Below are 21,360 nucleotides of genomic sequence, written 5' to 3' on the forward strand. Positions count from 1 at the left end.
CGTGAAGGCCCCTTCCCATGGCTCAGCCGAGGGAAGGGGCCTTCACGCGCTAGGGGACTACTGCTCCGTGCCGCAGGTGATCTTCGGCTGCGGGTTGTAGTGCACGTTCCGGGTGTGGCGCCGGACCTCGCGGCCGCTCGCGGCGTCCTTGATGACCCGCGTGTCCGACGTGGTGAAGCCGGGGGCGCCGTTGCTGGGCTTGCAGTTCTCGGCGGGGCCGGGCTTCGTCGGCGGCTCGGACGGGTTGCTGCGGCCGCCGGGGATCGACTCGACGGTGTACTTCTTGGTGCCCCACAGCCGGATCGTGATGTCCGACGGCGACCAGATGGTCTGGATCGCGACCCCGGTGTCACCGTCGTTGGTGAACTTGAGGTCGATCACGCTGCCGCCGTTGTGGTTCTGGAACACGGTCGCCTCACGCGCGGCGGGGTAGCGGCTGATGTAGTAGCTGTGTTCCTTGTGCTCGGTGTCCTTCATGCCGGCGAAGTACGAGGCGTTGTACAGCGTGGTCGCGAACTGCGAGATACCGCCGCCGACCTCACGGCCGGGCGCGCCGTCCTTGATGACGCCGGCCTCGACGTAGCCCTGCGCCGCGCCGCGCGGTCCGGTGAACCCGTTGAGGCTGAACGTCTCGCCCGGCTTCACGATGGCGCCGTTGACCTTCTGTGCCACGACCCGGATGTTCGTCCCCGAGTCCGGCGCGAACCCGCCGGTCTTGAACTCGCTGACGACCTCCTTGATGCCGAGCTGGTTCGCCTGCTCGGTGGTCACCTTGGCCGGGGTCTTCTTGTAGGTCACCGGCAGCTCACGGGGCGCCGCGCGCTTGAGCACGTCGAGCACCGGCTTGAGGCTGGGCTCCCAGTCGACGACGTTGGCGTCCTCGGAGGGCTGGACGGTCGGCTTGCCGCCTTCGAAGACGATCTGCGCGTCCTTGCCCTCCTTTTCGGTGGACTTCAGCTGCGGTCCCGCGGCCTCGATGATCTTGTTGTTGTCCACCTTCGGGTTCAGCACGCCGCCGTCGGCGGGTTCGAAGGTCAGCGCGCCCGCGATGTCCGCGGGTTTGACGACCGCGTCCTTGCCCTCGCCCTTGATGACCATCGGTGCCGCCACGGCGGGCTTGGCGACCTGTTCGAGGGCGGCGTGGACGGCTTCCGGCGACACTTTGACGGGGGTCTGGGTGACCGCGAGCGTCAGCGGCTCACCGCCTGCCCAGCGGTCGAGGATCGTGCGCTTGGCGGCCTCGACGTCGAGTTTCTGCCCGGTCTTGGGTTCGACGGCGACCGGCTTGGCCTCTTCGAAGCGAACGGTGCCCTCGATGGGGTCGCGGTCGACGTTGCCGCGCAGGTTCTCCAGCGCGGCGGTGAGCTTGGCGTCGTCGGTCTGCGTGACGACGCCGACCTCGGTGGTCGAGAAGAACGACGCGATCCGCGTGAACGGGTTCAGCGGCTGATCGCCCGCCTGGTCCAGGGTGGCGGGCCAGTCGAGGCGGAGTCCCGCGTTGTTCGGCGCCAGTGACTCCTCGGCGTCACCCGCGACGATCTTCACCGGCCGGGTCAGCCGCGGCTCGATGCCACCGCGGAGCTCCTTCTCGGCCGCCGCGCGGTCCATCCCGCCGACGTCGACCCCGGCGACGGTGACGCCGCGGGGGACGCTGCCCTGGGAGACCAGCACATCGAGGGCGTACGCGACGACCAGCAGGCCGAACACGCCGCCGCCGATGAAGGCGGCCTTGCGGTAGCTGCGACGGCGCTTCGGTGGCGCGGGCTCCTCGGGCGTGGCAGACTCCGCGAACCCGGGCGTGACGACCGGGAGAATGTCCGTCTGCTCGGCATGGGACTCGGGCCAGCGCGGTTCCTGCGGCAACTCTCCACCCTCCACGGTCCGGCGAGGCCGGGCGTCGTGATCGAACATCCGGGCCTTCCACATGTCCGGACGTAGGTTCAAGATACGGGGCGCGTTTTGTGGTCGTGCAACTCGCCCGGTTGGGTGAGCGGGTCACTCCGTCGGGTGGTCACTGGGCGTCAGGTTCCGGATTTTCGCCCACTCTGGCGAGAAAGTCGAAGTCACAGCCCTCGTCGGCTTGCGTGATGTGTTCGGAATACAACGCGCCGTAACCCCGTTCGAAGCGTGGGGGCGGTGGGGTCCACCGTTCCCGGCGGTGTTGCAATTCCGCATCATCGACGTCGAGGCTCAGCCGTCGCGACGGGACGTCCAAGGTGATCGGATCGCCGTCGCGGACCAGCGCGAGCGGTCCGCCCACATGGGACTCCGGCGCGACGTGCAGCACGCACGCGCCGTAACTGGTGCCGCTCATCCGGGCGTCGGACACGCGCACCATGTCCCGGACCCCCTTGGCCAGCAGGTGATCGGGCAGCGGCAGCATCCCGTATTCGGGCATGCCGGGGCCGCCGAGCGGACCGGACCCGCGCAGCACCAGAACGGATTCCTCGGTGATGCCGAGAGCGGGATCGTTGATGCGGTTCTTCAAGTCCCGGTAGTCGTCGAAGACCACCGCGGGTCCAGTGTGGACGAGCAGCCGGGGATCGGCGGCGAGATGTTTGATCACCGCGCCCGACGGAGCGAGATTGCCACGCAGCACCGCGACTCCGCCTTCGGTGGCGACAGGGTTTTCGCGGGTGCGGATGACGTCGTCGTTGTGCACCCGCGCCGTTTTCAGGTTCTCGCCGAGGGTGCGGCCGGTGACGGTGACACGATCGGTGTGCAGCAGATCGGTCAGCCGCGAGAGCAGGCCGGGAAGCCCGCCCGCGTAGTAGAAATCCTCCATGAGCCAGTCGCCGCCCGGGCGGACGTTCGCCAGCACGGGGACCCGGCGCGCGATCGCGTCGAAATCGTCGACGGACAACGGGATCCGCCCGCGACCGGCCATCGCGATCAGGTGGATGACGGCGTTGGTGGAGCCGCCCAGCGCCAGCACGGTGGTGATCGCGTCGGCGTACGCGCGTTCGCCGAGGATCTTCGTGATGGTGAGGTCCTCCCACACCATGTCCACCACACGCGCGCCGCTCGCCGCGGCCATCCGGTGGTGCGCCGAGTCGACGGCGGGGATCGACGCCGCGCCGGGCAAGGTCAGCCCGAGCACTTCGGCGACCGACATCATCGTGGACGCGGTCCCCATCGTCATACAGGTTCCGGGAGAACGTGCCAGCCCACGCTCCAATTCGGACAGTTCCTCGTCGCCGATCAGCCCGGCCCGCTTGTCGTCCCAGTACTTCCACATGTCGGTGCCGCTGCCGAGCACCTCGTTCCGCCAGTGCCCGCGCAACATCGGCCCCGCGGGAACGAAGATGGCGGGCAGGCCCGCGCTCGCCGCGCCCATCAGCAACGCCGGTGTCGTCTTGTCGCAGCCGCCCATCAGGACCGCGCCGTCGATCGGGTAGGACCGCAGGATTTCCTCGGTCTCCAGCGAAAGCAGGTTGCGGTAGAGCATCGGTGTCGGCTTCTGGAAGGTCTCCGACAGGGTCGCGACCGGGAACTCCAGCGGGAAGCCGCCCGCCTGCCACACCCCGCGTTTGACCTGTTCCGCGCGTTCGCGCAGATGCATATGGCAGGGGTTGATGTCGCTCCAGGTGTTGAGGATCGCGATGACGGGTTTCCCGAGGTGCTCCTCCGGGTTGTAACCCAGTTGCCTGCTCCGGGCCCGGTGGCTGAAGCCGCGCAGTTCGCCGCCGCCGAACCAGCGGTGACTGCGGAGTTCCTCGGGGTTCCTCATGCCACGAGTATGACATCTCATATATGATCCGCTCATGTCGTCGACCTTCAGCCTGCCCGCCTCCCGCACCGAAGTGGTGCTCGAGGAGATCCGCCGCGGCATCCTCACCCGGGAGTTGAAGCCGGGCCAGCCGTTGGTCGAAGCCGAACTCGCGGCGCGGCTCGGCGTGTCGAAGACGCCGGTCCGCGAGGCGCTCAAAGTGCTGTCGAACACGGGACTCGTGCTGTTCAGCCCGTACAAGGGTGCTTCGGTGTGCGTGGTGGACGCGGAGCTGGCGAAGTTCGTTTACGACGTCCGCATGGTGCTGGAGCCCGAAGCGGTGCGCCGGTCGGTGGAACGGCGCTCGCCGGACTTGCTCGAAGACGCTGCGGAGGCGTTGAAGGAGGCGTCGGCGGCGATCGCGGGCAAGGATCAGGCCGCGCTCAGCCTGCTCAACCGCCGGTTCCACCGCGCGCTCTACAGCGGCTGCGGCAATCCGCTGATGGTCTCGATGCTGGACGACCTCAGGGATCGCGCCGCGCTGATCTCCGTGGTCGGCTGGGAGACGAATCCCAGTTGGCGCAAGGAATGGACCGAGCACAAAGCGGTACTGGCGGCGGCCAAGAAAGGTGACGCCGAGGGTGCGGCGGGGCTGCTGCGCGCGCACATCGGAGACTTCCTGGACCGGATCGTCGGAGCGATCGGAGACGAATGATGCGCCTGCTGCTCATCGCCGACACCCACCTGCCGTTGCGCGCGAAGGCGCTGCCGGATCAGGTCTGGCGCGAGGTCGAAGCGGCGGATGTCGTCGTCCACGCCGGCGACTGGGTCGAGGTCGCCCTGCTGGACGAACTCGAGGCCCGGAGCAAGCGGCTCATCGGGGTCTACGGCAACAACGACGGCGCGGACCTGCGGGCGAGGCTCCCCGAGATCGCGCGGGCGGACCTCGGCGGCGTCCGTCTCGCGGTCATCCACGAAACCGGCGGTAAGCAGGGGCGCGAGCGTCGCTGCGACGAACAGTTCCCGGACACCGACGTCCTCGTGTTCGGGCACAGCCACATCCCGTGGGACACGGTCACGCCGAACGGGCTGCGGCTGCTGAACCCCGGCTCGCCCACGGACCGGCGGCGGCAGCCGTTCTGCACGTACCAGACCGCCGAGATCCGCGACGGCGAGTTGCGCGACGTCGTTCTGCATGAGCTGCCTCTTCGCCGCTGACGGGGTAGACAGGTAGCCATGGAACCGGCGCAGGCGTTGAGGGAGATCGCGTTCCGGCTGGAGCGCGCGGGCGAGCCGACCTACCGGGTGCGGGCCTTCCGGCAGGCGGCCTCGGTGATCGCCAAGGTCAAGCCTGATGACCTGCGCAAACGTGCCGAGGCAGGCACGCTGACCGCGTTGCCGAACATCGGCAAGGCGACGGCGGCCGTCGTCGAAGACGTCCTCGCCGGACGCCGGCCCGCGTACTTCGAGAAGATCGGCGAGCCGAAGCTGCCCGACGGCGGTCCGATGCGGGCGGCGTTGCGCGGCGACTGCCACACCCATTCGGACTGGTCCGACGGCGGGAGCCCGATCGAGGAGATGGCCGAGGCCGCCCGCGCGCTCGGCCACGAATGGATGGTGCTGACCGACCACTCGCCGCGCCTCACCGTCGCCAACGGCCTCTCGCCCGAGCGGCTGCGGCGGCAGATGGACGTCGTCGCGGAACTGAACGAGACCATGGCGCCGTTCCGGATCCTGCACGGCATCGAGGTCGACATCCACCTCGACGGCACGCTCGACCAGGAGGAAGACCTGCTGGAGCAGCTGGACTTCGTCGTCGCGAGCGTACATTCGAAACTGCGGATGCCCGCGCGGGAGATGACGCCGCGGATGCTCGCCGCCGTCCAGCATCCGCGGGTCCGGGTGCTGGGACACTGCACCGGGCGGCTGGTGATGGGCGGCCGCGGGAAACGGCCCGAATCGGAGTTCGACGCGGAGGCGGTGTTCACCGCTTGCCGGGACAACGGGGTCGCCGTCGAGATCAACTCGCGTCCCGAACGCCGGGACCCGCCGACGCGATTGCTGAACCTGGCCGTGGACCTGGGCTGCGACTTCGCCATCGACAGCGACGCGCACGCGCCGGGCCAGCTGGACTGGCTCGTCTACGGCTGCGCGCGGGCCAACGAACTGGGGATCGAGCCGGACCGGGTGATCAACACACGGACCGCCGAGGACCTGCTGGCGTCGTGAGTGGCAACCCGCGTGTGTCATGAAGGGGTCGTTCAGGACAAAAGATGTCCTGAACGACCCTTTCATGACATCCGGGCCGAGGCGGCGAAGCGCTAGTTGATCTCGTACGGGTCCCCGTACACCGCCCACTTCAGCGGGGTGTGCAGGTCGAGGTTGCCGTCGTTGAGCCACACCAGCTGCGCCGTGTCGATCCGCGACGTGTCCGCGTGCGCCTCCTCCTGCTTCATGACGATGCGCCGCGCGTCGAGGAACGCCTTGAGGTACGCCGTCTCGTCACCGCCCTGCGCGGGCGGCTTCGCCTGTTGGAGCGCGGCCGAGCGGATGCCGCCGAAGCTGGCCTGGCTGGTGCCCGGGCCATGCATCACGATGGCGTCGTAATAGATGAATTGTCCCAGTGCGCCCAGACCGTCCGATTTCGCCTGGTTCACCGCCGGGTCGAAATAGACGCGGTCGCGTTCGCTGTTCTGCGCCGCCTTGAAGTCCTCGCGACCGGCGGCCTCCCGCCACGCGTTTTCGAAACCGCTGCCGAGGCCTTCGTGCGAATCGCTTCCGTCGACCTTGCGCAGTGCCGGGAGGTATTCCGCGAGGGGGTTGTCCGGGGCCGAGTTCGTATAGCGTTCGACGAGTTCGAGCATGTCCCCGGTGCCGGAGCAGAACCCGATGATGCCGGCGGTGTACCCGCGTCCGTCACCGATGTCCTCGATGTACGAGTACTGTGCTTTCCAGTCCAGGGAAGAGTTTTCCGCGCTGGAGACGATCTGCATCGCGATCTCCTTCTTCTCCGGCGAGGCGAGGTCGCCGCCGGAGGCGAAGATCGACGCCGACGCCGGGACGGGCTCGGCGGACGCCAGCGAAGAGAGCGCGACCGGGCCGGAAACGGCGAGAGCGAGAACGGAGACCGCGCCGAGAGCGCGGCGCATCGCGGGCCGCAGGGTGTCACTCATGAAAGGTGTCCCTTTCCACAGAGAATTGTCATCTTCTGTCAGGTGTAACTGCGGCGTGCGCACACGATAACCACGGGTGACAGTTTCCGGCAAGGGGGCAAGACGGTCAAAGATTTTTGCGCAGCAAGGCCGACCCCAGCGGCGTGAGGTGATGGCGCACGGTGTTGCCCTCACGCACACTCAGCACGAGACCCGCTTCACGCAGCACTGTGGCGTGCTGGCTCGCCGAGGACATGGAGATCCCGGCGCGCCGCGCGACATCGCAGGTCCGCCCGCCGTCTTCGATCGTCTCCAGTACGGCGGCACGGGTGTGCCCCAGCAGTGTGGACAGGGCGGAGCCGTGGTCGTGGGGCACGACTTCGGGAAGTTGCTCTTCGATGGGGTAGACGAGCACCGGCACCCGGTCGTTCTCGACCAGGGTCACCCCGGTCCGCCAGCAGAAGAACGACGGGATGAGCAGCAGCCCTCGCCCGTCGAGATGCAGGTCGTGGTGCACCGGGTAGTCGACCTCGAGCACCGGTGCCTCCCACCGCATCGCGGAGGAGAGGCCGCGCAACAGTCCTTCGACGCCGTCCGCGAGCAGAATCCGCGCCTGTCTCACGCGCTGACGGTCGAAGCACGCGAGGATGTCGTTCCAGACCGGCTCGATCGCCGCCTGGTGGTACGACCGGACCGCTCGCGTCAGCGCGCCGAGCGCCGCCGGGTTGGCGTCACCCAGATCCCGCGCCCACGGCGTCGGCCGCCGGGATCGGGCCAAGATCGCCAGATCCCGGCGCAGGGCGCGGCGCTTGGTGCCGCTCACCAGTTCCAGTTGCTCTTCGAGGTCTTCGCCGGACGGCGTGAGGAAGTCGGGGAAGTACCCGCTGGGCGGGACCAGCGTCAGCAACGGCCCGGCGGCCTTCGGGAGACGGCTGCGGACGGCGCCGCGCCACTTCCGTACCGGCAGGCCACCGTCCCCACGCTGCAGCCGATGCAGGCTCAGCGTCGTCTCCCACAACGGATCCGGCCTCGTCGCGACCCTGACCCTGCCGAGATCCTCTCCGGAAAAATGCACGCGCAGCACAGCTTCCCCCTCCCCAGGTCCCCGGAGGAATTAACGCATGAAACGCGCGGCTTGGCGATGTTTCAGCCAGAACTAAAACTGCGCCGGGCGACTCGGGGCGCCTGGGACGGTTCGTGGAGCAGGGTCCACTACCGAGGGGATGAACATGAGCATCAGGAAATTCGGTCTCGCCGCCACGGGTGCGGTGATGGCGTTCGGGTCGCTGTTCGCGGCCACTCCCGCCACTGCGGCGACCAGCGGGGAGGTTTCCGCGGCGACGACCAAGAGCTGGCAGCTGAAGTGCCGGGACTTCCAGTTCAACGAGCCCATCCCCGGCGGGTGGACCGAGTTCTGGGTGAGTTGCAGCGGGAACACCGTCACGATCAAGGGCAAGGTCTACGACAGCGCGGCCGACCACCGCTGCATCGTGCTCAAGGTGTACTGGCCGAGCGAGAACCGCTGGGACACCAGCCGGAAGGCCTGCCCCAAGGACACGAATCAGAAGTTCACCTTCACCGGCCTCAAGGCCGCGAATCCGTGGGCGCACCTGTCCTCGGTCGCGGCGGGCTAGTCCTTGATCACGCGGTGGGGCAGTGTCGCGAACCGCAGGCCCGCTTCACTCAGCCTGTCGATCAGCGCCTGCCCCATCGCGGTCGCCGTGGTGACCTGCCCGGCCGTCGCGGGCAGGTCGTCCAGCGCCAGGCACAGCGCGGACTCGCCGAGCATCTTCGCCGTCTCGCCGTAGCCCGGGTCGCCGCCGGACACCTCGGTCACGACGCGTTCACCGCCGCTTTCGGCGTGGAACCGCACGGAGAACCACGACCGTGCGCGCCGCTGCTCGTCCGGGCCGCCGCCGGGCTTCACCAGCTTCGACAGCGCTCGCCGGGCGGGCGGGATTTGGGCGGCGACGAAGACGAGGCCCATTCCGGCGGCTCCGGCGGCCACCACCGGAAGCCGTTTGACCGCCGCGAAATGCCGGTACGTGAAGTCGGGGCCGTACGCGGGGAGTGCCGCGGCGGACCGCTCGACGATCATCGGGTCGATGGTCGGCAGCGGCACCGCCCAGAAACCGTCGGGGTTGCGATGCGGGGTGCCGAGCGTCGCACGCGCCCGGCGGCCGTCCGGCCGTGGTTCGGCCGCGGCGCGGTCCCGTGCGGCACGGAAACTCGACGGCAGCCGCGAAAACGCCGTCAGCGCCGAAAGGAAAGTGCCGCCCGACGGCATCGCGCCCGCCCGCACGTAGCCGTCGATCCGGATCGGTTTCCCTTGCGGCAGCTGGGAAACAGTGAAGAGGGCGCCGAGGTCGTGCGGGATCGAATCGAATCCGCACGCGTGCACCAGCCGGGCGCCGGTTTCGACGGCGCGGGCATGGTGGGCGACATACATCCTGTCGACGAACTCGGGCTCGCCGCACAAATCGGCGTAGTCGGTCCCGGCTTCGGCGCACGCCGCGACCAGCGGCTCTCCGTAGTGGACGTACGGGCCGACAGTGGTGGCGACGACCTTCGTGGACTCCGCGACCTTCCGCAGCGAGTCCGCATCGGAGACGTCGGCTCGCAACAACGACATCCCGGAAAGCGCCGGGTTGATCGAGAAAAGCTTTTCACGTAATGCTTCCAGTTTGACCGGATCACGGCCGGCCAAGGCGAGGCGCAGACCGGGCGGGGCGGCGCGGGCGAGATATTCCGCCGTCAGGCCACCGGTGAACCCGGTGGCGCCGAACAGGACGACGTCGTGGTCACGATCGGTGGGCATGGCGTCAGGCTACCGCCGGTCATCGCCTGTCGCCGGTGTAGACGACGGCGGCGCTCACCGCGTCCACCCCCGTGATCAGCTCGGCGAGCGCCCTCGGGAGGTCCCGGTGCGTGGACTCGGCCCAGGTCCGCAGGCCGGCGCGGTCTAGTTCGGGTTCGCAGAAGTCGTCGAGACCGATGGTCCAGGCCAGCAGGGCCAGGCAGACCGAATGCGGATCCGGCTGTTCGGTGCCGAGGACGGCCGCCCTCGACTTGCTGCGCGCGGCCGTCGACATCAGCAGATCACGCGGCGGGTACCGGTGATTCTTCCGCATGAGCATCCGATCGGTCTCCCGGTCGATCACGCCCGCGGCGAGCAGATTCTCCGCGACCGTGTCACCCAGCTCGTGACGCAGATGGGAGACCCATTCCCGGACGGTCTGCGGCTCGCGTTCGCGGAGGATTTCGGAAAACACCCGATCCAGCGGTGGATGCGCGAGACCGCGCCGGGTCAGCGGGCGGATTCGCTTGCGTTCCACGGTGATCCGCTCGGCGAGAAGGAGATCACAGAGCGCGGAACCGGCCATTCCGATGCCGAGTCCCGTGCGGCGCAGCGCGGGTTTTCCGGTGAACTCGTCGTGGGCGAGGAAGAACAGGGAATCGACCAAGGTCAGCCGACGCATGAATGGCACGCCCTCCGGCGTTGTGGTGCGGGACGGCCAAGGTAGCGGTAGCGGGTGTACCGCTGCGACCCGAGGTCCGTTTTTAGCCTGAACGGACGTACCTCGCCGGGGTGCCCGGCCCTAGGGTGGGATGGCTCTCGCAAGATCAAGAGCCTTCAGCGCCAAACCGACGTCCGGGGGGACGGGTTCATGGGTACGCAAAGACCGCGGCGCGGTCTCGGCCATCGACGGCTCGGAGCCGCGCAGATCGTCTTCTTCGTGGTGGCCGCGGCGGGTCCGCTCTTCGCCATCGCGGGCGGGGTCCCGACGAACTACGCGGTCACCGGCAGTGTCGGGGTTCCGCTCTCGTTCCTTCTGCTCGCCCCGATCCTGGGGTTGTTCGCGGTCGGCTACTCCGCGATGAGCCGCTACATCACCAACGCGGGCGCGTTCTATCCCTACGTCGCCAACGGCGTCGGCAAATCCACCGGCGCCGGGATCGCGTTCGTCACGCTGTTGTCCTACAACGCCATCCAGATCAGCATCTACGGCCTGTTCGGCTGGTCGGTGTCGACGTGGCTGGGCACCCTCACCGGCTCCCCGCCGCCGTGGTGGCTGTGCGCGCTGGTGATGGTGCTGATCGTCGGCGCGCTCGGTGTCCTGCGGATCGACCTCAACGCCAAGGTGCTCGGGGTGGCGCTGTGCCTCGAGGTCGCCGTCGTCGCGATCGTCGACATCGCGTTGTTCGCGAATCCGGCGGGCGGCAGTGTCTCCTGGGTTCCGCTGGAACCGTCGAGCCTGTTCACGACCGGTGCGGGCGCGGTGTTCGCGTTCTCCGCCGCCGCGTTCATCGGCTTCGAGGGCGCGGCGACCTACGGCGAGGAGACGCGGGAACCCAGCCGCACGGTCGGCCGGGCGACGTTCGCGGCGATCGGTCTCACCGCGGTGCTCTACGTCGTCTCTTCGCTCGCGCTCGCCGTGGGCACCGGGCCGGACGTCATCGTCACCGCCGCGGCCGCCCAGGGCCCGGACCTGTTGTTCAACCTGGCGGGCGAGCATCTCGGTGGCACGTTCTCCGACGTCGCGTACACGCTGTTCGTGACCGGGCAGTGCGCGGCGCTGCTGAGCTTCCACAACGCCGTCGCCCGGTATTTCTTCGCGCTGGGCCGGGAAGGGCTGCTGCCGCGCTCGCTGGCCAAGACCAGCAAACGCACCGGCGCGCCGGTGGCCGGTTCGCTCACGCAGACGGCGCTGGCGCTGGCGGTCGTGTCGCTGTTCGCGATCGCGGACCGCGACCCGGTGACCGAACTGTTCACCTGGCTCGGCACCACGGCGTCCACCGGCGTCGTGGTGATCATGATCGCCGTCTCGCTTTCGGTGATCGGCTTTTTCAAACGGCGCCGTCAAGCCGAAAACGCCTGGCGCCGCTGGATCGCGCCGGGGCTGGCGATCCTCGCGTTGTCGGCCGTCCTCGCGCTGATCCTGGCCAACTTCGATCTGCTGCTCGGACCGGCCGGGACGTTCCTGTTGCGCTGGGGCCTGCCCGGTCTCGTGCTCGTCGCGGCACTGATCGGTTTCCTGCGTGCGGAAGTGTTGCGGACCAAGGATCCCGGCACGTATGCCGCCATCGGCGGTCCACCGGAAGACGAGGGCGCCGAACCCGTCGGGCCGAGGGCGGTCCGATGATCTTCCGCGCCGCCGAACCGTCCGAAATGGACACCGCGGTCGACGTGCTGTCCGAGGCCTTCCACGACGACCCCGTGAGCGTCTGGGCCTTTCCCGGTGACGAGCGCCGCGCGGTGGCGCTGCCGATCTTCCACCGGGCGGTCGTGCTCGGGGCGCTGGCCGCGGGCGGCCACCTCGACGTCGCCGGAGACCTGTCCGCCGCCGTCCTCTGGTCGCCCGGCGGCGAGGAGGGCATGGACGATGACGCGTTCGCCGGGCTCACCGGGGAAGAACTCGGCAGGCTCGCGGCGGTGTTCGAGGTGATGACCGAGCACGCCCCCGGCGGCGAGTACCACCACGCGCAGTTCGTCGGCGTCCGCAAGAGCGCGCAGCGGCAGGGGATCGGCGCACGGCTGCTGAAGCACGGGCTCGACAGGTATGGCGCGGTGCCCGCGTACCTGGAGGCCAGCACTTCGGAAAGCGCGAAACTGTACCGGCGGCTGGGTTTCCGCGATCACGGCCCGGCGTTCGCGGCCGAGGGCGGGCCGCCGATGCTGCCCATGTGGCGGGAGCCGTGACGGATCCCTCGTCGATATGTCTATAAAGGACTGGTAAAGTAGCGGTCAGATGACGACGACCCGTGCCCCCGCACCACGGCACCGTTCCGTCTTCTTTCTCCTGATCTTGCTCGTCTTCGCCTTCGTCACGCCGACCGTTCCCCACGGGCACGGCCGGACGGCGACCGAAGATCCGGTCGCCGTCTTCGCGACCCATCCGCTGCCCGCCTTCCACGGCGGGCAAGACGTTCCCCTCGCCGACGTACCCGCCGAAACGGCGGCCGTCGACCTCCCCGACGCCGGTGAAGCCCCTGAACAGGGCGAACCCGTCGTCGTCACCCGTGCGGTGCCGCAGGCGCCCGCACGGGCGCCTCCGCGCTGAGCGGTTCTCATATCGCCGCATCAGCCATCCATCGGAGGTCTCCATGAGTTCCGGTCATGCCCTGCTGGCCGTCGGCGGGGCGTTCCTCGCCGCCGGTGTCATCGCCAGAGCGGGCGCCCGTATCGGGCTGCCGACCATCCCCCTGTTCATGCTGGCCGGTTTCGTCTTCGGCCCCAACACCCCCGGACTGTCCCTTGTGGACGATCCGGCCGAACTCGGTGTGCTCGCCGGGCTCGGTCTCGTCTTCCTCCTGTTCTACCTCGGCCTCGAATTCTCCCTCGACGACCTGGCCAAGGGCGGGCGCAAACTCGTCTGGTCCGGGCTGATCTACCTGGTCCTCAACATCGGCGGCGGGCTCGGCTTCGGCTTCCTGCTGGGCTGGGGGACCAGGGAAGCGCTGGTCATCGCCGGGGCCATCGGTATCTCGTCGTCGGCGATCGTCACCAAACTCCTGCTCGAATCCCGCCGGATGAACAATCCCGAATCCCGGCTGATCATGGGCATCATCGTGATCGAGGACCTGTTCCTCGCCCTGTACCTGGCGTTGCTGCAGCCGGTGTTGTCCGGTGCCGGGACGTTCGGCTCGGCCGCGGCCGACTTCGGCAAGGCGTTCGCGTTCCTGCTCGTGATGGCCGCGCTCGCCCGCTGGGGCGGCCGCGTGGTGTCGAAGCTGTTCGGTTCGGCCGACGACGAACTGCTGACCGTCTGCTTCGTCGGTGTCGCGGTCATGGGTGCCGCCGTCGCCGAAGAGGTCGGGGTGTCCGACGCCATCGGCGCGTTCATGGTCGGCATGATGCTCGGCGGGTCGAAGGTCGCGCCGCGCATCCACAAACTGGTCCTTCCGCTGCGGGACGCGTTCGGCGCGCTGTTCTTCTTCATCTTCGGGCTCAGCATCGACCCGAACGCGGTCGGTTCGGTGGTCGTGCCGGTGCTGATCGCGGTGGCGCTGACGATCGTGCTGAACCTGGGCGCGGGCGCGCTCGCCGCGCGGCTGAACGGGTTCGATCGCCAGTCCGGGGTGAACATCGGGCTGACCGTGCTCACCCGTGGCGAGTTCTCGCTGGTGCTCGCCGCGATGGCGACCGCCGCCGGACTGGACTCGCGGGTCGCGCCGTTCGTCGCGGGCTACGTCCTGCTGCTGGCCGTGATCGGTCCAGTCGCGGTCATCCGTTCCGAGAAACTCACCTGGTTGCTACCGGCGAGTATTGTCCGAGGCTCGACCCGCCGCGACGAGCCGGCCAGGGCGATGTGACGAGGAGGCCCGGGTGACGGAGCGGTTCGGCGGCTACCAGAACGAGATCTACCTGCAGGGGCTCGGCGGGACCTTCCCGCCGTGCTCCACCGACGCCACGAAGCTGGAGGAGTCCGCGCGGGAGATCCTCGAGCCGGGGCCGTTCTGGTACGTCGCGGGCTCGGCCGGTTCCGGCGCCACGGCCCGCGCCAACCGGGAGGCGTTCGACCGCTGGCGCCTGGTGCCCCGGATGCTCACCGGCGCCACCGAACGCGATCTGTCGACGACGGTGCTGGGGACGCCGGTGCCGGCGCCGGTGCTGATGGCGCCGGTCGGTGTCCAGTCGATCGTGCACGAGGGCGCCGAACCGGCGGCCGCTCGCGCGGCGGCGTCGGTCGGCCTGCCGTACGTCATGTCGACGGCGTCGTCCACGAGCATCGAGGACGTCGCCGAGGCCAATGGCGAGGGGCCGCGCTGGTTCCAGCTGTACTGGCCGACGGACAACGAGGTCTGCGCCAGCATCCTGGCGCGAGCGAAGGCCGCGGGCTTCACCACGCTCGTGGTCACGCTCGACACCTGGACGCTCGCGTGGCGCCCGAACGACCTCGACCACGCGTACCTCCCGTTCATCAAGGGCATCGGGCTCGGCGTCCCGCTGAGCGACCCGGTGTTCCGCGGCCTGCTCGAGAAGTCGCCCGAAGAGGACCCGCCCACCGCGATCCTGCGCTGGATCTCGATGATCACCGGTACGGACAGCACCTGGGATCGGCTGCCGTTCCTGCGCGAGCACTGGGACGGGCCGATCGTGCTCAAGGGCATCCAGCACCCCGACGACGCGCGCCGCGCCGTCGAGGCCGGGATGGACGGGATCGTCGTGTCCAACCACGGCGGCCGCCAGGTCGACGGGGCGATCGCCTCGCTCGACGCGCTCCCGGAGATCGTGGCCGCGGTCGGCGACCGGCTGGAGATCCTGTTCGACTCCGGCATCCGCACCGGCGCCGACATCGCCAAGGCACTCGCGCTCGGGGCGAAGGCCGTGCTGGTGGGGCGGCCGTGGGTGTACGGCCTGGCGCACGCGGGGGAGGACGGCGTCCGGCACGTGCTGCGGAGCCTGCTCGCCGACCTCGACCTGACCATGGGCCTGTCCGGGCACCGGACCCTGGCCGACCTCACCCCCGGCTCCCTCACGCGCTCCTGAACCCTCGCAATTCGGCACCTGTTTGCGGTAGTTCGCCCTGCCAACCACCGCAACCAGGTGCCGAATTGCGAGGGGTGGTGGTGACGTGCGGGATATTCGGAGGCCGGGATCGTGACGCACGGCTATCCTGGTGCCGGTCATGGCTTCTCAACCTTCCCCGCTCGGCGCCCTGCGCGCTCGCCTGCCCGAACTCATGTCGCGCGACGAGCACCGCCTCCGGCGCAGGCTCGACGGTGCCCGGAAAGCGCGCAACGCCGAGTCGCTCGCCGCGCAGATCGAGGCCGACATCGAGGCCGCCGAACTGCGGGTCACGCGCAGGCGCGACAACGTCCCGAAGATCTCGTTCCCCGAAGAGCTGCCCGTCAGCCAGCGCAAGGACGAGATCGCCGAGGCCATCCGCGACCACCAGGTGGTGATCGTCGCGGGGGAGACAGGCTCCGGGAAGACGACCCAGCTGCCGAAGATCTGTCTCGAACTAGGCCGCGGCATCCGCGGCCAGATCGGGCACACACAGCCGAGGCGGCTGGCCGCGCGCACGGTCGCCGACCGCATCGCCTCCGAGCTGAACACCGAACTCGGCGAGGCCGTCGGCTACAAGGTCCGGTTCACCGACCACTCCGGCCAGGACACGCTGGTCAAGCTGATGACGGACGGCATCCTGCTCGCCGAGATCCAGACCGACCGGATGCTGCGCCAGTACGACACGCTGATCATCGACGAGGCACACGAGCGCAGCCTCAACATCGACTTCATCCTCGGCTACGTCAAACAGCTCCTGCCGCGCCGCCCCGACCTCAAGGTGATCATCACCTCGGCGACCATCGATCCGGAGCGGTTCTCCCAGCACTTCGGCGACGCTCCGATCGTGGAGGTCTCCGGCCGGACGTATCCGGTCGAGGTCCGCTACCGGCCGATCATCGACCCCGACGATCCGGACGCCGACCAGGATCGCGACCAGACACAGGCCATCTGCGACGCCGTCGACGAACTCCAGCACGAGGGGCCGGGCGACATCCTGGTGTTCCTCTCCGGCGAGCGGGAGATCCGCGACGCCGCGGACGCCCTGTCCAAACAGGACCTCCGCAACACCGAGATCCTGCCGCTGTACGCCCGGCTTTCGTCGTCGGACCAGCATCGGGTGTTCCAGCGGCACACCGGGCGCCGCGTCGTCCTCGCCACGAACGTCGCCGAGACGTCGCTGACCGTGCCGGGCATCAAGTACGTCGTCGACCCCGGCACCGCGCGCATCTCGCGCTACAGCCATCGCACCAAGGTGCAGCGGCTGCCGATCGAGCCGGTGTCGCAGGCGTCGGCGAACCAGCGCAAGGGCCGCTGCGGCCGGACGTCCGACGGTATCTGCATCCGGCTGTACTCCGAGGACGACTTCGACGCCCGGCCCGAGTTCACCGATCCGGAGATCCTGCGGACGAACCTGGCGTCGGTCATCCTGCAGATGACCTCGCTCGGCCTCGGCGACATCGCGGCGTTCCCCTTCGTGGAGCCGCCGGACCGCCGTCAGGTCACCGACGGTGTCCAGTTGCTGCAGGAACTCGGCGCCTTCGACATGACCGACGGCAAGAAGCTCACCGAGACCGGCCGCAAGCTCGCGCTGCTCCCGGTCGACCCGCGGATGGCGCGGATGGTGCTGGAAGCCTCCCGCAACGGCTGCGTCCGCGAAGTGATGATCATCGCCGCCGCACTGTCCATTCAGGACCCGCGTGAGCGGCCGGCGGAGAAGCAGCAGGCGGCGGACGAGCAGCACGCGCGGTTCGCGGACAAGACGTCGGACTTCCTGGCGTACCTGAACCTGTGGGAGTACGTCACCGAGCAGCAGAAGGCGTTGTCCACCAACCAGTTCCGCCGGATGTGCCGCAACGAGTACCTGAACTACCTGCGCATCCGCGAATGGCAGGACATCTTCAGCCAGCTACGTCAGCTGGCCAAACCGCTCGGCATCACCCTCGGCACGGACGGCCCGGCCGATCCGCAACGGGTGCACACGTCGCTGATCGCCGGGCTGCTGTCGCACGTCGGCCTCAAGGATCCGGCCAAGGGCGACTATCTCGGCGCGCGCGGGGCGCGTTTCTCGGTGTTCCCGGGTTCGGCGCTGTTCAAGAAGCAGCCGCGGTTCGTGATGTCGGCCGAGCTGGTCGAAACCTCACGCCTCTGGGGCCGGGTCAACGCGCGGATCGAGCCGGAATGGGTCGAGCCGCTCGCCGGTCACGTGGTGAAGCGGAACTACTCCGAGCCGCACTGGGAACGCAAACAGGGCGCGGTGATGGCGCTCGAGAAGGTGACCCTGTACGGGGTCCCGCTCGTCGCCGACCGCCGCGTCAACTACGGTCGCATCGACCCCGAGGTGAGCCGCGAGCTGTTCATCCGGCACGCGCTCGTCGAAGGCGACTGGGAGACCAGGCACCACTTCTTCCGCGAGAACCGCGCGCTGCTCGACGAGGTCGAAGACCTGGAGAACCGGGCGCGCCGCCGCGACATCCTGGTCGACGACGAGACGCTGTTCGAGTTCTACGACCAGCGTGTCCCGGCCGACGTCGTCTCCGCGCGGCATTTCGACAGCTGGTGGAAGAAGGCGCGGCACACCGAGCCCGACCTGCTGAGCTTCGAGAAGACGATGCTCATCAACGAGACCGCGGGCGGCATCCGCGAGGCCGACTACCCCGACTTCTGGACCCAAGGCAGCCAGACCTTCAAGCTCACGTACCAGTTCGAGCCGGGCGCGGACGCGGACGGCGTCACCGTGCACATCCCGCTGCCGGTGCTGAACCAGGTCACCCCGGACGGCTTCGACTGGCAGGTCCCTGGCCTGCGCGAAGAACTGGTGACGCAGCTGATCAAGTCGCTGCCCAAGGCGATCCGGCGCAACTTCGTGCCGGCGCCCGACCACGCGAAGCTGGTGCTGTCGCGGGTCGGCCCGGCCGACGGTCCGCTGCTGCACGCGGTCGCCGACGAACTGGAGGCGTTGCGCGGGGTGGTGATCCCCGACGACGCTTGGCAGCTGTCGGCGGTCCCCGAACATCTGAAGATGACCTTCCGCGTGGTGGACGTCCGCGGCAAGAAGGTATCCGAGGGCAAGGACATCGAGGCACTCAAACGAGACTTGAGCGGCCAGGTGCGCGCGACGATCTCGAAGGCCGCCGACAGCATCGAGCGCCAGGGCCTGACGACCCCCGCGTTCGGCGAGCTGCCGAAGGTGTTCGCGAGCAAACAGCGCGGGCACGACGTCAAGGCGTATCCGGCGCTGGTGGACGAGGGCGGCACCGTCGCGGTGCGGCTGCTGGACACGCCGGGGCAGCAGGAACAGTCGATGTGGGCGGGCACGCGGCGGATGCTGCGGCTGAATCTGCCGTCACCGATGAAGTTCATCACCCGCAACCTCGGCAACTCGTCGAAACTCGTGCTGAACCGGAATCCGCACGGCTCCGTGGCGGCACTGCTCGAAGACTGCGTCGACTGCGCCGTCGACAAACTCGTGGCCGACAACGGCGGCCCGCGCTGGGACGAGGCCGGCTTCGCCGTCCTGCTGGAGAAGGTGCGCGCCGGGCTGAACCCCGGAGTGCTCGACGTGCTGGCCAACGTCGAGAAGATCCTGCGCGCGGCCAACGACGTCGAAACGCGGCTGGCCGACACCCGCGGCCCGGCGGATTCGCTCGCCGACATCCGCACGCAGCTGGACGGCTTGGTGCACAAGGGTTTCGTCACCGAAACCGGACAGGACAGGCTGAAGCACGTCGTCCGGTACCTGCGGGGGATCGAACGGCGGCTGGAGAAACTCCCGACCGAGCCCACCCGCGACATCCAGCGCACCGGCGACATCGCCTGGCTCCGCAACGAGTACCAGTCGGCGCTCGACGCGCTGCCGCCCGGCACGTCGTCGCCCGCGCTGCGGGAGATCCGGTGGATGATCGAGGAACTGCGGGTCAGCTTCTTCGCCCAGACACTCGGTACCGCCCACCCCGTCTCCCTGAAGCGGGTCATCAAGGCCCTGGACGACGCCGCCTCCTGACCCCGAGTTCCGCCTCCAATCACGCGAGTTACGCCTTCAATCACGCGAGTTCGCTCTCTGATCACGCGAGTCGTCCGTCTGATCACGCGAGTTCGCCGCCCCATCACACGCGTCCCGTGGCGTGAAAGACGGAACTCGCGTGATTGGCCGGACGACACCCGCCGCCGCCGCAATTAGTCACCTACTTGCGGCCCGGATCAGGCGCGCGAGTGGCTCGACCGGCGCAAGTAGGTGACTAATTGCGGGCGCGGGGGTCACTTCGCGTCGGCGTAGGTGTCCACGGCGGCGATGTGCAGCGGGAACCGGACCGGGCAAGCGGGGCCGAACATCATCCGCGCCGCCTCGGTCATGCTGTCCACAATGGACTGCGAGACCTCGTCGGCGAACTCGGCCGGGGTGTGCACCAGTACCTCGTCGTGCTGGAAGAACACCAGGTGCGCGGGGGAGGGGAGCTTGCTCCGCAGGGTCGCCAGCAGGATCGCGGTCATGTCCGCGGCGCTCGCCTGAACGACGAAGTTGCGGGTGAAGCGGCCCCAGTTGCGGGAAGCCTGCCTGGCCTTGAGCTCGCCGGCCTCGTCCTCCGCGACGCCGCCGGTCAGCGCGCGCCAGGCTTCCGACGGCGCGGGCGACGTGCGGCCCAGCCGGGAGCGGACGCGCTCACCGCGTTCCCCCGCCTGCGCGGCACGCTCCACATAGGACACCGCGTCGGGGAACCTGGTCCGCAGCAACGCCAGCAGCGGCCCCGCCTCGCCGGACGTGCCGCCGTACATCGCCGACAGCATCGCGATCTTCGCGCGGTCCCGGTCGTCCCTGTCGTCCCAAGCCGGCACCGGCACGCGGCGCACTCCGGAGAACATCGCCTCGGCGAGGCTCGCGTACAGATCCGTGGCCGCGGCGACTTCGGCCAGTTTGCGGTCTCCGGACAATGCCGTCAGCACCCGCGGCTCCAGCTGGGCGGCGTCGGCGACCACCAGTTTCCAGCCCGGATCCGCCCGGACGCAGGTCCGCAGGATCTTCGGGATCTGCAGCGCGCCCCCGCCCCGGCTCGCCCAGCGACCGGAAACCACCCCGCCGACGACGTAATGCGGGCGGAACCGGCCGTCGTGCACCCACTCGTCGAGCCACGTCCAGCCGTTGGCCGAATGCAGCCGCGCGAGTTCCTTGTACTCCAGCAGCGGCGGGACGGCGGGATGGTCGATGTCGCGCAGCAGGTACTTCCTGGCCGACGTGACCTCGATGCCCTCCCGTCCGAGGGCCCGGACGACGCTGGCCGGGGCGTCCGGGTTGACCGGCCGCCCGCCGAACGCGTCGCTGATCTTCGCCGCCAGCTCGACCAGCCGCTTCGGCCGGTGCCCGGCCGGAACGCGGGGCCCGAGCTGGTCGGCGAGCAACGCCGAATGCAGGTCGGCCCGCCACGGCAGCCCGTCGGCCGACATCTCCGCCGCCGCCAGCGCGCTCGCCGATTCCGCCGCGAAGAGCAGCCGTAACCGCTCTGGGTGATCGGTGACGGCGACCCGCTTCTCCTGCTCGGCCAGCACCCGGCGCGCCGCGTCGAGCACAGTGACACCGGAGGGCAGCCTCGGGCCGCGTGTCTCGAACAGCGTCGGCTGGTCGTCCTCGGCCCAGAGCGGCGGCTCGTCGGCGGGCGCCTCCTGCCCGTTCGCCCTGGCCAGCGCGGCACGCAGGCTCCGCGACTCCTGCGGACGGCCTTCGTGGGCCAGGAGCAATCCCTCGGTCAGCGCCAGGTCATGACAGCGCCGCACCCGGACGCCCGCCTTGATCAACGCCGGGTACGTCCCTTCGACCGACGGGAACACCCAACGGGGTGAGTGCTCCGCCTCCAGGCGCCGTACCTCGTCGACGAACTCCGGGAGCTTCATACCCCGCCGCGGCGGCTGCCCGGAAAGAGCGATCGCGAAGTCGCCATCCTCCTCTTGACCTGCGATCGCCTGCACACTCACATTGTGGTGGTTCCCCCCGACATTTC

Annotated in this window: 17 protein-coding genes; 10 read left to right on the top strand and 7 right to left on the bottom strand. The window is 69.1% G+C overall.

What is annotated here, in order from left to right:
• Nucleotides 1-57 precede the first annotated feature (57 nt).
• Nucleotides 58-1,911 carry a VanW family protein gene (locus tag ACIHAO_RS08655; protein ID WP_396555872.1) on the bottom strand — a complete coding sequence of 618 codons (1,854 nt, stop codon included), beginning with the start codon at nucleotides 1,909-1,911 and terminating at the stop codon, nucleotides 58-60.
• Nucleotides 1,912-2,011: 100 nt separating this feature from the next.
• Entirely contained in the window at nucleotides 2,012-3,730 is a 1,719-nt protein-coding gene (gene araD, locus ACIHAO_RS08660) for an L-arabinonate dehydratase (protein WP_396555874.1), read from the bottom strand.
• Nucleotides 3,731-3,764: 34 nt separating this feature from the next.
• On the opposite strand from araD, the gene ACIHAO_RS08665 reads away from it, so the two are divergent.
• The 3 genes from ACIHAO_RS08665 to ACIHAO_RS08675 are packed head-to-tail and all read left to right on the top strand — an operon-like array spanning nucleotide 3,765 to nucleotide 5,938.
• The gene (locus ACIHAO_RS08665) at nucleotides 3,765-4,424 is read left to right on the top strand and encodes a GntR family transcriptional regulator (RefSeq protein ID WP_396555876.1); all 660 of its coding nucleotides are present in this window, start codon (nucleotides 3,765-3,767) and stop codon (nucleotides 4,422-4,424) included.
• Nucleotides 4,424-4,927 (top strand): metallophosphoesterase family protein, encoded by a 504-nt coding sequence (locus ACIHAO_RS08670; protein WP_396555878.1) that lies wholly within the window; start codon nucleotides 4,424-4,426, stop codon nucleotides 4,925-4,927. Before ACIHAO_RS08665 ends, ACIHAO_RS08670 begins: the two co-directional genes overlap by 1 nt.
• Before the next feature lie 18 nt (nucleotides 4,928-4,945).
• Entirely contained in the window at nucleotides 4,946-5,938 is a 993-nt protein-coding gene (locus ACIHAO_RS08675) for a PHP domain-containing protein (RefSeq protein ID WP_396555883.1), read from the top strand.
• 92 nt (nucleotides 5,939-6,030) lie between these two features.
• On the opposite strand, the gene ACIHAO_RS08680 is transcribed toward ACIHAO_RS08675, so the two are convergent.
• Together ACIHAO_RS08680 and ACIHAO_RS08685 are read right to left on the bottom strand one after the other, a co-directional pair.
• Nucleotides 6,031-6,882, bottom strand: a complete 852-nt coding sequence (locus tag ACIHAO_RS08680) for a chitosanase (RefSeq protein WP_396555885.1) — start codon at nucleotides 6,880-6,882, stop codon at nucleotides 6,031-6,033.
• Between the two features lie 106 nt (nucleotides 6,883-6,988).
• Nucleotides 6,989-7,936 (bottom strand): ArsR/SmtB family transcription factor, encoded by a 948-nt coding sequence (locus tag ACIHAO_RS08685; protein ID WP_396555887.1) that lies wholly within the window; start codon nucleotides 7,934-7,936, stop codon nucleotides 6,989-6,991.
• 154 nt (nucleotides 7,937-8,090) lie between these two features.
• On the opposite strand from ACIHAO_RS08685, the gene ACIHAO_RS08690 reads away from it, so the two are divergent.
• Nucleotides 8,091-8,495, top strand: coding sequence for a hypothetical protein (locus tag ACIHAO_RS08690; RefSeq protein ID WP_396555889.1), 405 nt, complete (start codon nucleotides 8,091-8,093; stop codon nucleotides 8,493-8,495).
• Here the strand turns inward: ACIHAO_RS08690 and ACIHAO_RS08695 are convergent.
• Together ACIHAO_RS08695 and ACIHAO_RS08700 are read right to left on the bottom strand one after the other, a co-directional pair.
• The gene (locus tag ACIHAO_RS08695) at nucleotides 8,492-9,679 is read right to left on the bottom strand and encodes a saccharopine dehydrogenase family protein (RefSeq protein WP_396555891.1); all 1,188 of its coding nucleotides are present in this window, start codon (nucleotides 9,677-9,679) and stop codon (nucleotides 8,492-8,494) included. The genes ACIHAO_RS08690 and ACIHAO_RS08695 overlap by 4 nt on opposite strands.
• Before the next feature lie 19 nt (nucleotides 9,680-9,698).
• Nucleotides 9,699-10,340 carry a GPP34 family phosphoprotein gene (locus tag ACIHAO_RS08700; protein WP_396555893.1) on the bottom strand — a complete coding sequence of 214 codons (642 nt, stop codon included), beginning with the start codon at nucleotides 10,338-10,340 and terminating at the stop codon, nucleotides 9,699-9,701.
• A gap of 189 nt (nucleotides 10,341-10,529) precedes the next feature.
• Between ACIHAO_RS08700 and ACIHAO_RS08705 the strand changes: the two genes are divergently transcribed.
• The 6 genes from ACIHAO_RS08705 to hrpA all read left to right on the top strand — a co-directional run bounded on the left by ACIHAO_RS08705 (nucleotide 10,530) and on the right by hrpA (nucleotide 19,373).
• Complete coding sequence (locus ACIHAO_RS08705; RefSeq protein WP_396555895.1) at nucleotides 10,530-12,005, top strand: APC family permease; 1,476 nt, start codon at nucleotides 10,530-10,532, stop codon at nucleotides 12,003-12,005.
• On the top strand, nucleotides 12,002-12,562 hold the full coding sequence (locus tag ACIHAO_RS08710) for a GNAT family N-acetyltransferase (RefSeq protein WP_396555897.1): 561 nt from the start codon (nucleotides 12,002-12,004) through the stop codon (nucleotides 12,560-12,562). The genes ACIHAO_RS08705 and ACIHAO_RS08710 overlap by 4 nt, the downstream gene beginning before the upstream one ends.
• A gap of 49 nt (nucleotides 12,563-12,611) precedes the next feature.
• Nucleotides 12,612-12,923 (top strand): hypothetical protein, encoded by a 312-nt coding sequence (locus ACIHAO_RS08715; RefSeq protein ID WP_396555899.1) that lies wholly within the window; start codon nucleotides 12,612-12,614, stop codon nucleotides 12,921-12,923.
• 43 nt (nucleotides 12,924-12,966) lie between these two features.
• On the top strand, nucleotides 12,967-14,175 hold the full coding sequence (locus ACIHAO_RS08720) for a cation:proton antiporter (protein ID WP_396555901.1): 1,209 nt from the start codon (nucleotides 12,967-12,969) through the stop codon (nucleotides 14,173-14,175).
• Between the two features lie 13 nt (nucleotides 14,176-14,188).
• Nucleotides 14,189-15,352: a lactate 2-monooxygenase gene (locus ACIHAO_RS08725; RefSeq protein WP_396555903.1), complete on the top strand. Its 1,164-nt coding sequence runs from the start codon at nucleotides 14,189-14,191 to the stop codon at nucleotides 15,350-15,352.
• Nucleotides 15,353-15,545: 193 nt separating this feature from the next.
• On the top strand, nucleotides 15,546-19,373 hold the full coding sequence (hrpA, locus tag ACIHAO_RS08730) for an ATP-dependent RNA helicase HrpA (RefSeq protein ID WP_396556062.1): 3,828 nt from the start codon (nucleotides 15,546-15,548) through the stop codon (nucleotides 19,371-19,373).
• 254 nt (nucleotides 19,374-19,627) lie between these two features.
• Here hrpA and ACIHAO_RS08735 read toward each other — a convergent pair whose 3' ends face one another.
• Nucleotides 19,628-21,334 (bottom strand): bifunctional 3'-5' exonuclease/DNA polymerase, encoded by a 1,707-nt coding sequence (locus ACIHAO_RS08735; RefSeq protein WP_396555905.1) that lies wholly within the window; start codon nucleotides 21,332-21,334, stop codon nucleotides 19,628-19,630.
• Nucleotides 21,335-21,360 lie beyond the last annotated feature (26 nt).

The sequence above is a fragment of the Amycolatopsis sp. NPDC052450 genome (assembly GCF_044547565.1).
Lineage (GTDB): Bacteria > Actinomycetota > Actinomycetes > Mycobacteriales > Pseudonocardiaceae > Amycolatopsis.

Bases quoted from the DNA above. Each gene is read 5' to 3' on its own strand.
- ACIHAO_RS08675 (WP_396555883.1), top strand. From the start codon at position 4,946: ATGGAACCGGCGCAGGCGTTGAGGGAGATCGCGTTCCGGCTGGAGCGC.
- ACIHAO_RS08700 (WP_396555893.1), bottom strand. From the start codon at position 10,340: ATGCGTCGGCTGACCTTGGTCGATTCCCTGTTCTTCCTCGCCCACGAC.
- hrpA (WP_396556062.1), top strand. From the start codon at position 15,546: ATGTCGCGCGACGAGCACCGCCTCCGGCGCAGGCTCGACGGTGCCCGG.
- ACIHAO_RS08670 (WP_396555878.1), top strand. From the start codon at position 4,424: ATGCGCCTGCTGCTCATCGCCGACACCCACCTGCCGTTGCGCGCGAAG.
- ACIHAO_RS08690 (WP_396555889.1), top strand. From the start codon at position 8,091: ATGAGCATCAGGAAATTCGGTCTCGCCGCCACGGGTGCGGTGATGGCG.
- ACIHAO_RS08665 (WP_396555876.1), top strand. From the start codon at position 3,765: ATGTCGTCGACCTTCAGCCTGCCCGCCTCCCGCACCGAAGTGGTGCTC.
- ACIHAO_RS08720 (WP_396555901.1), top strand. From the start codon at position 12,967: ATGAGTTCCGGTCATGCCCTGCTGGCCGTCGGCGGGGCGTTCCTCGCC.
- ACIHAO_RS08710 (WP_396555897.1), top strand. From the start codon at position 12,002: ATGATCTTCCGCGCCGCCGAACCGTCCGAAATGGACACCGCGGTCGAC.
- ACIHAO_RS08695 (WP_396555891.1), bottom strand. From the start codon at position 9,679: ATGCCCACCGATCGTGACCACGACGTCGTCCTGTTCGGCGCCACCGGG.
- ACIHAO_RS08705 (WP_396555895.1), top strand. From the start codon at position 10,530: ATGGGTACGCAAAGACCGCGGCGCGGTCTCGGCCATCGACGGCTCGGA.
- ACIHAO_RS08680 (WP_396555885.1), bottom strand. From the start codon at position 6,882: ATGAGTGACACCCTGCGGCCCGCGATGCGCCGCGCTCTCGGCGCGGTC.
- araD (WP_396555874.1), bottom strand. From the start codon at position 3,730: ATGAGGAACCCCGAGGAACTCCGCAGTCACCGCTGGTTCGGCGGCGGC.
- ACIHAO_RS08655 (WP_396555872.1), bottom strand. From the start codon at position 1,911: ATGTTCGATCACGACGCCCGGCCTCGCCGGACCGTGGAGGGTGGAGAG.
- ACIHAO_RS08715 (WP_396555899.1), top strand. From the start codon at position 12,612: ATGACGACGACCCGTGCCCCCGCACCACGGCACCGTTCCGTCTTCTTT.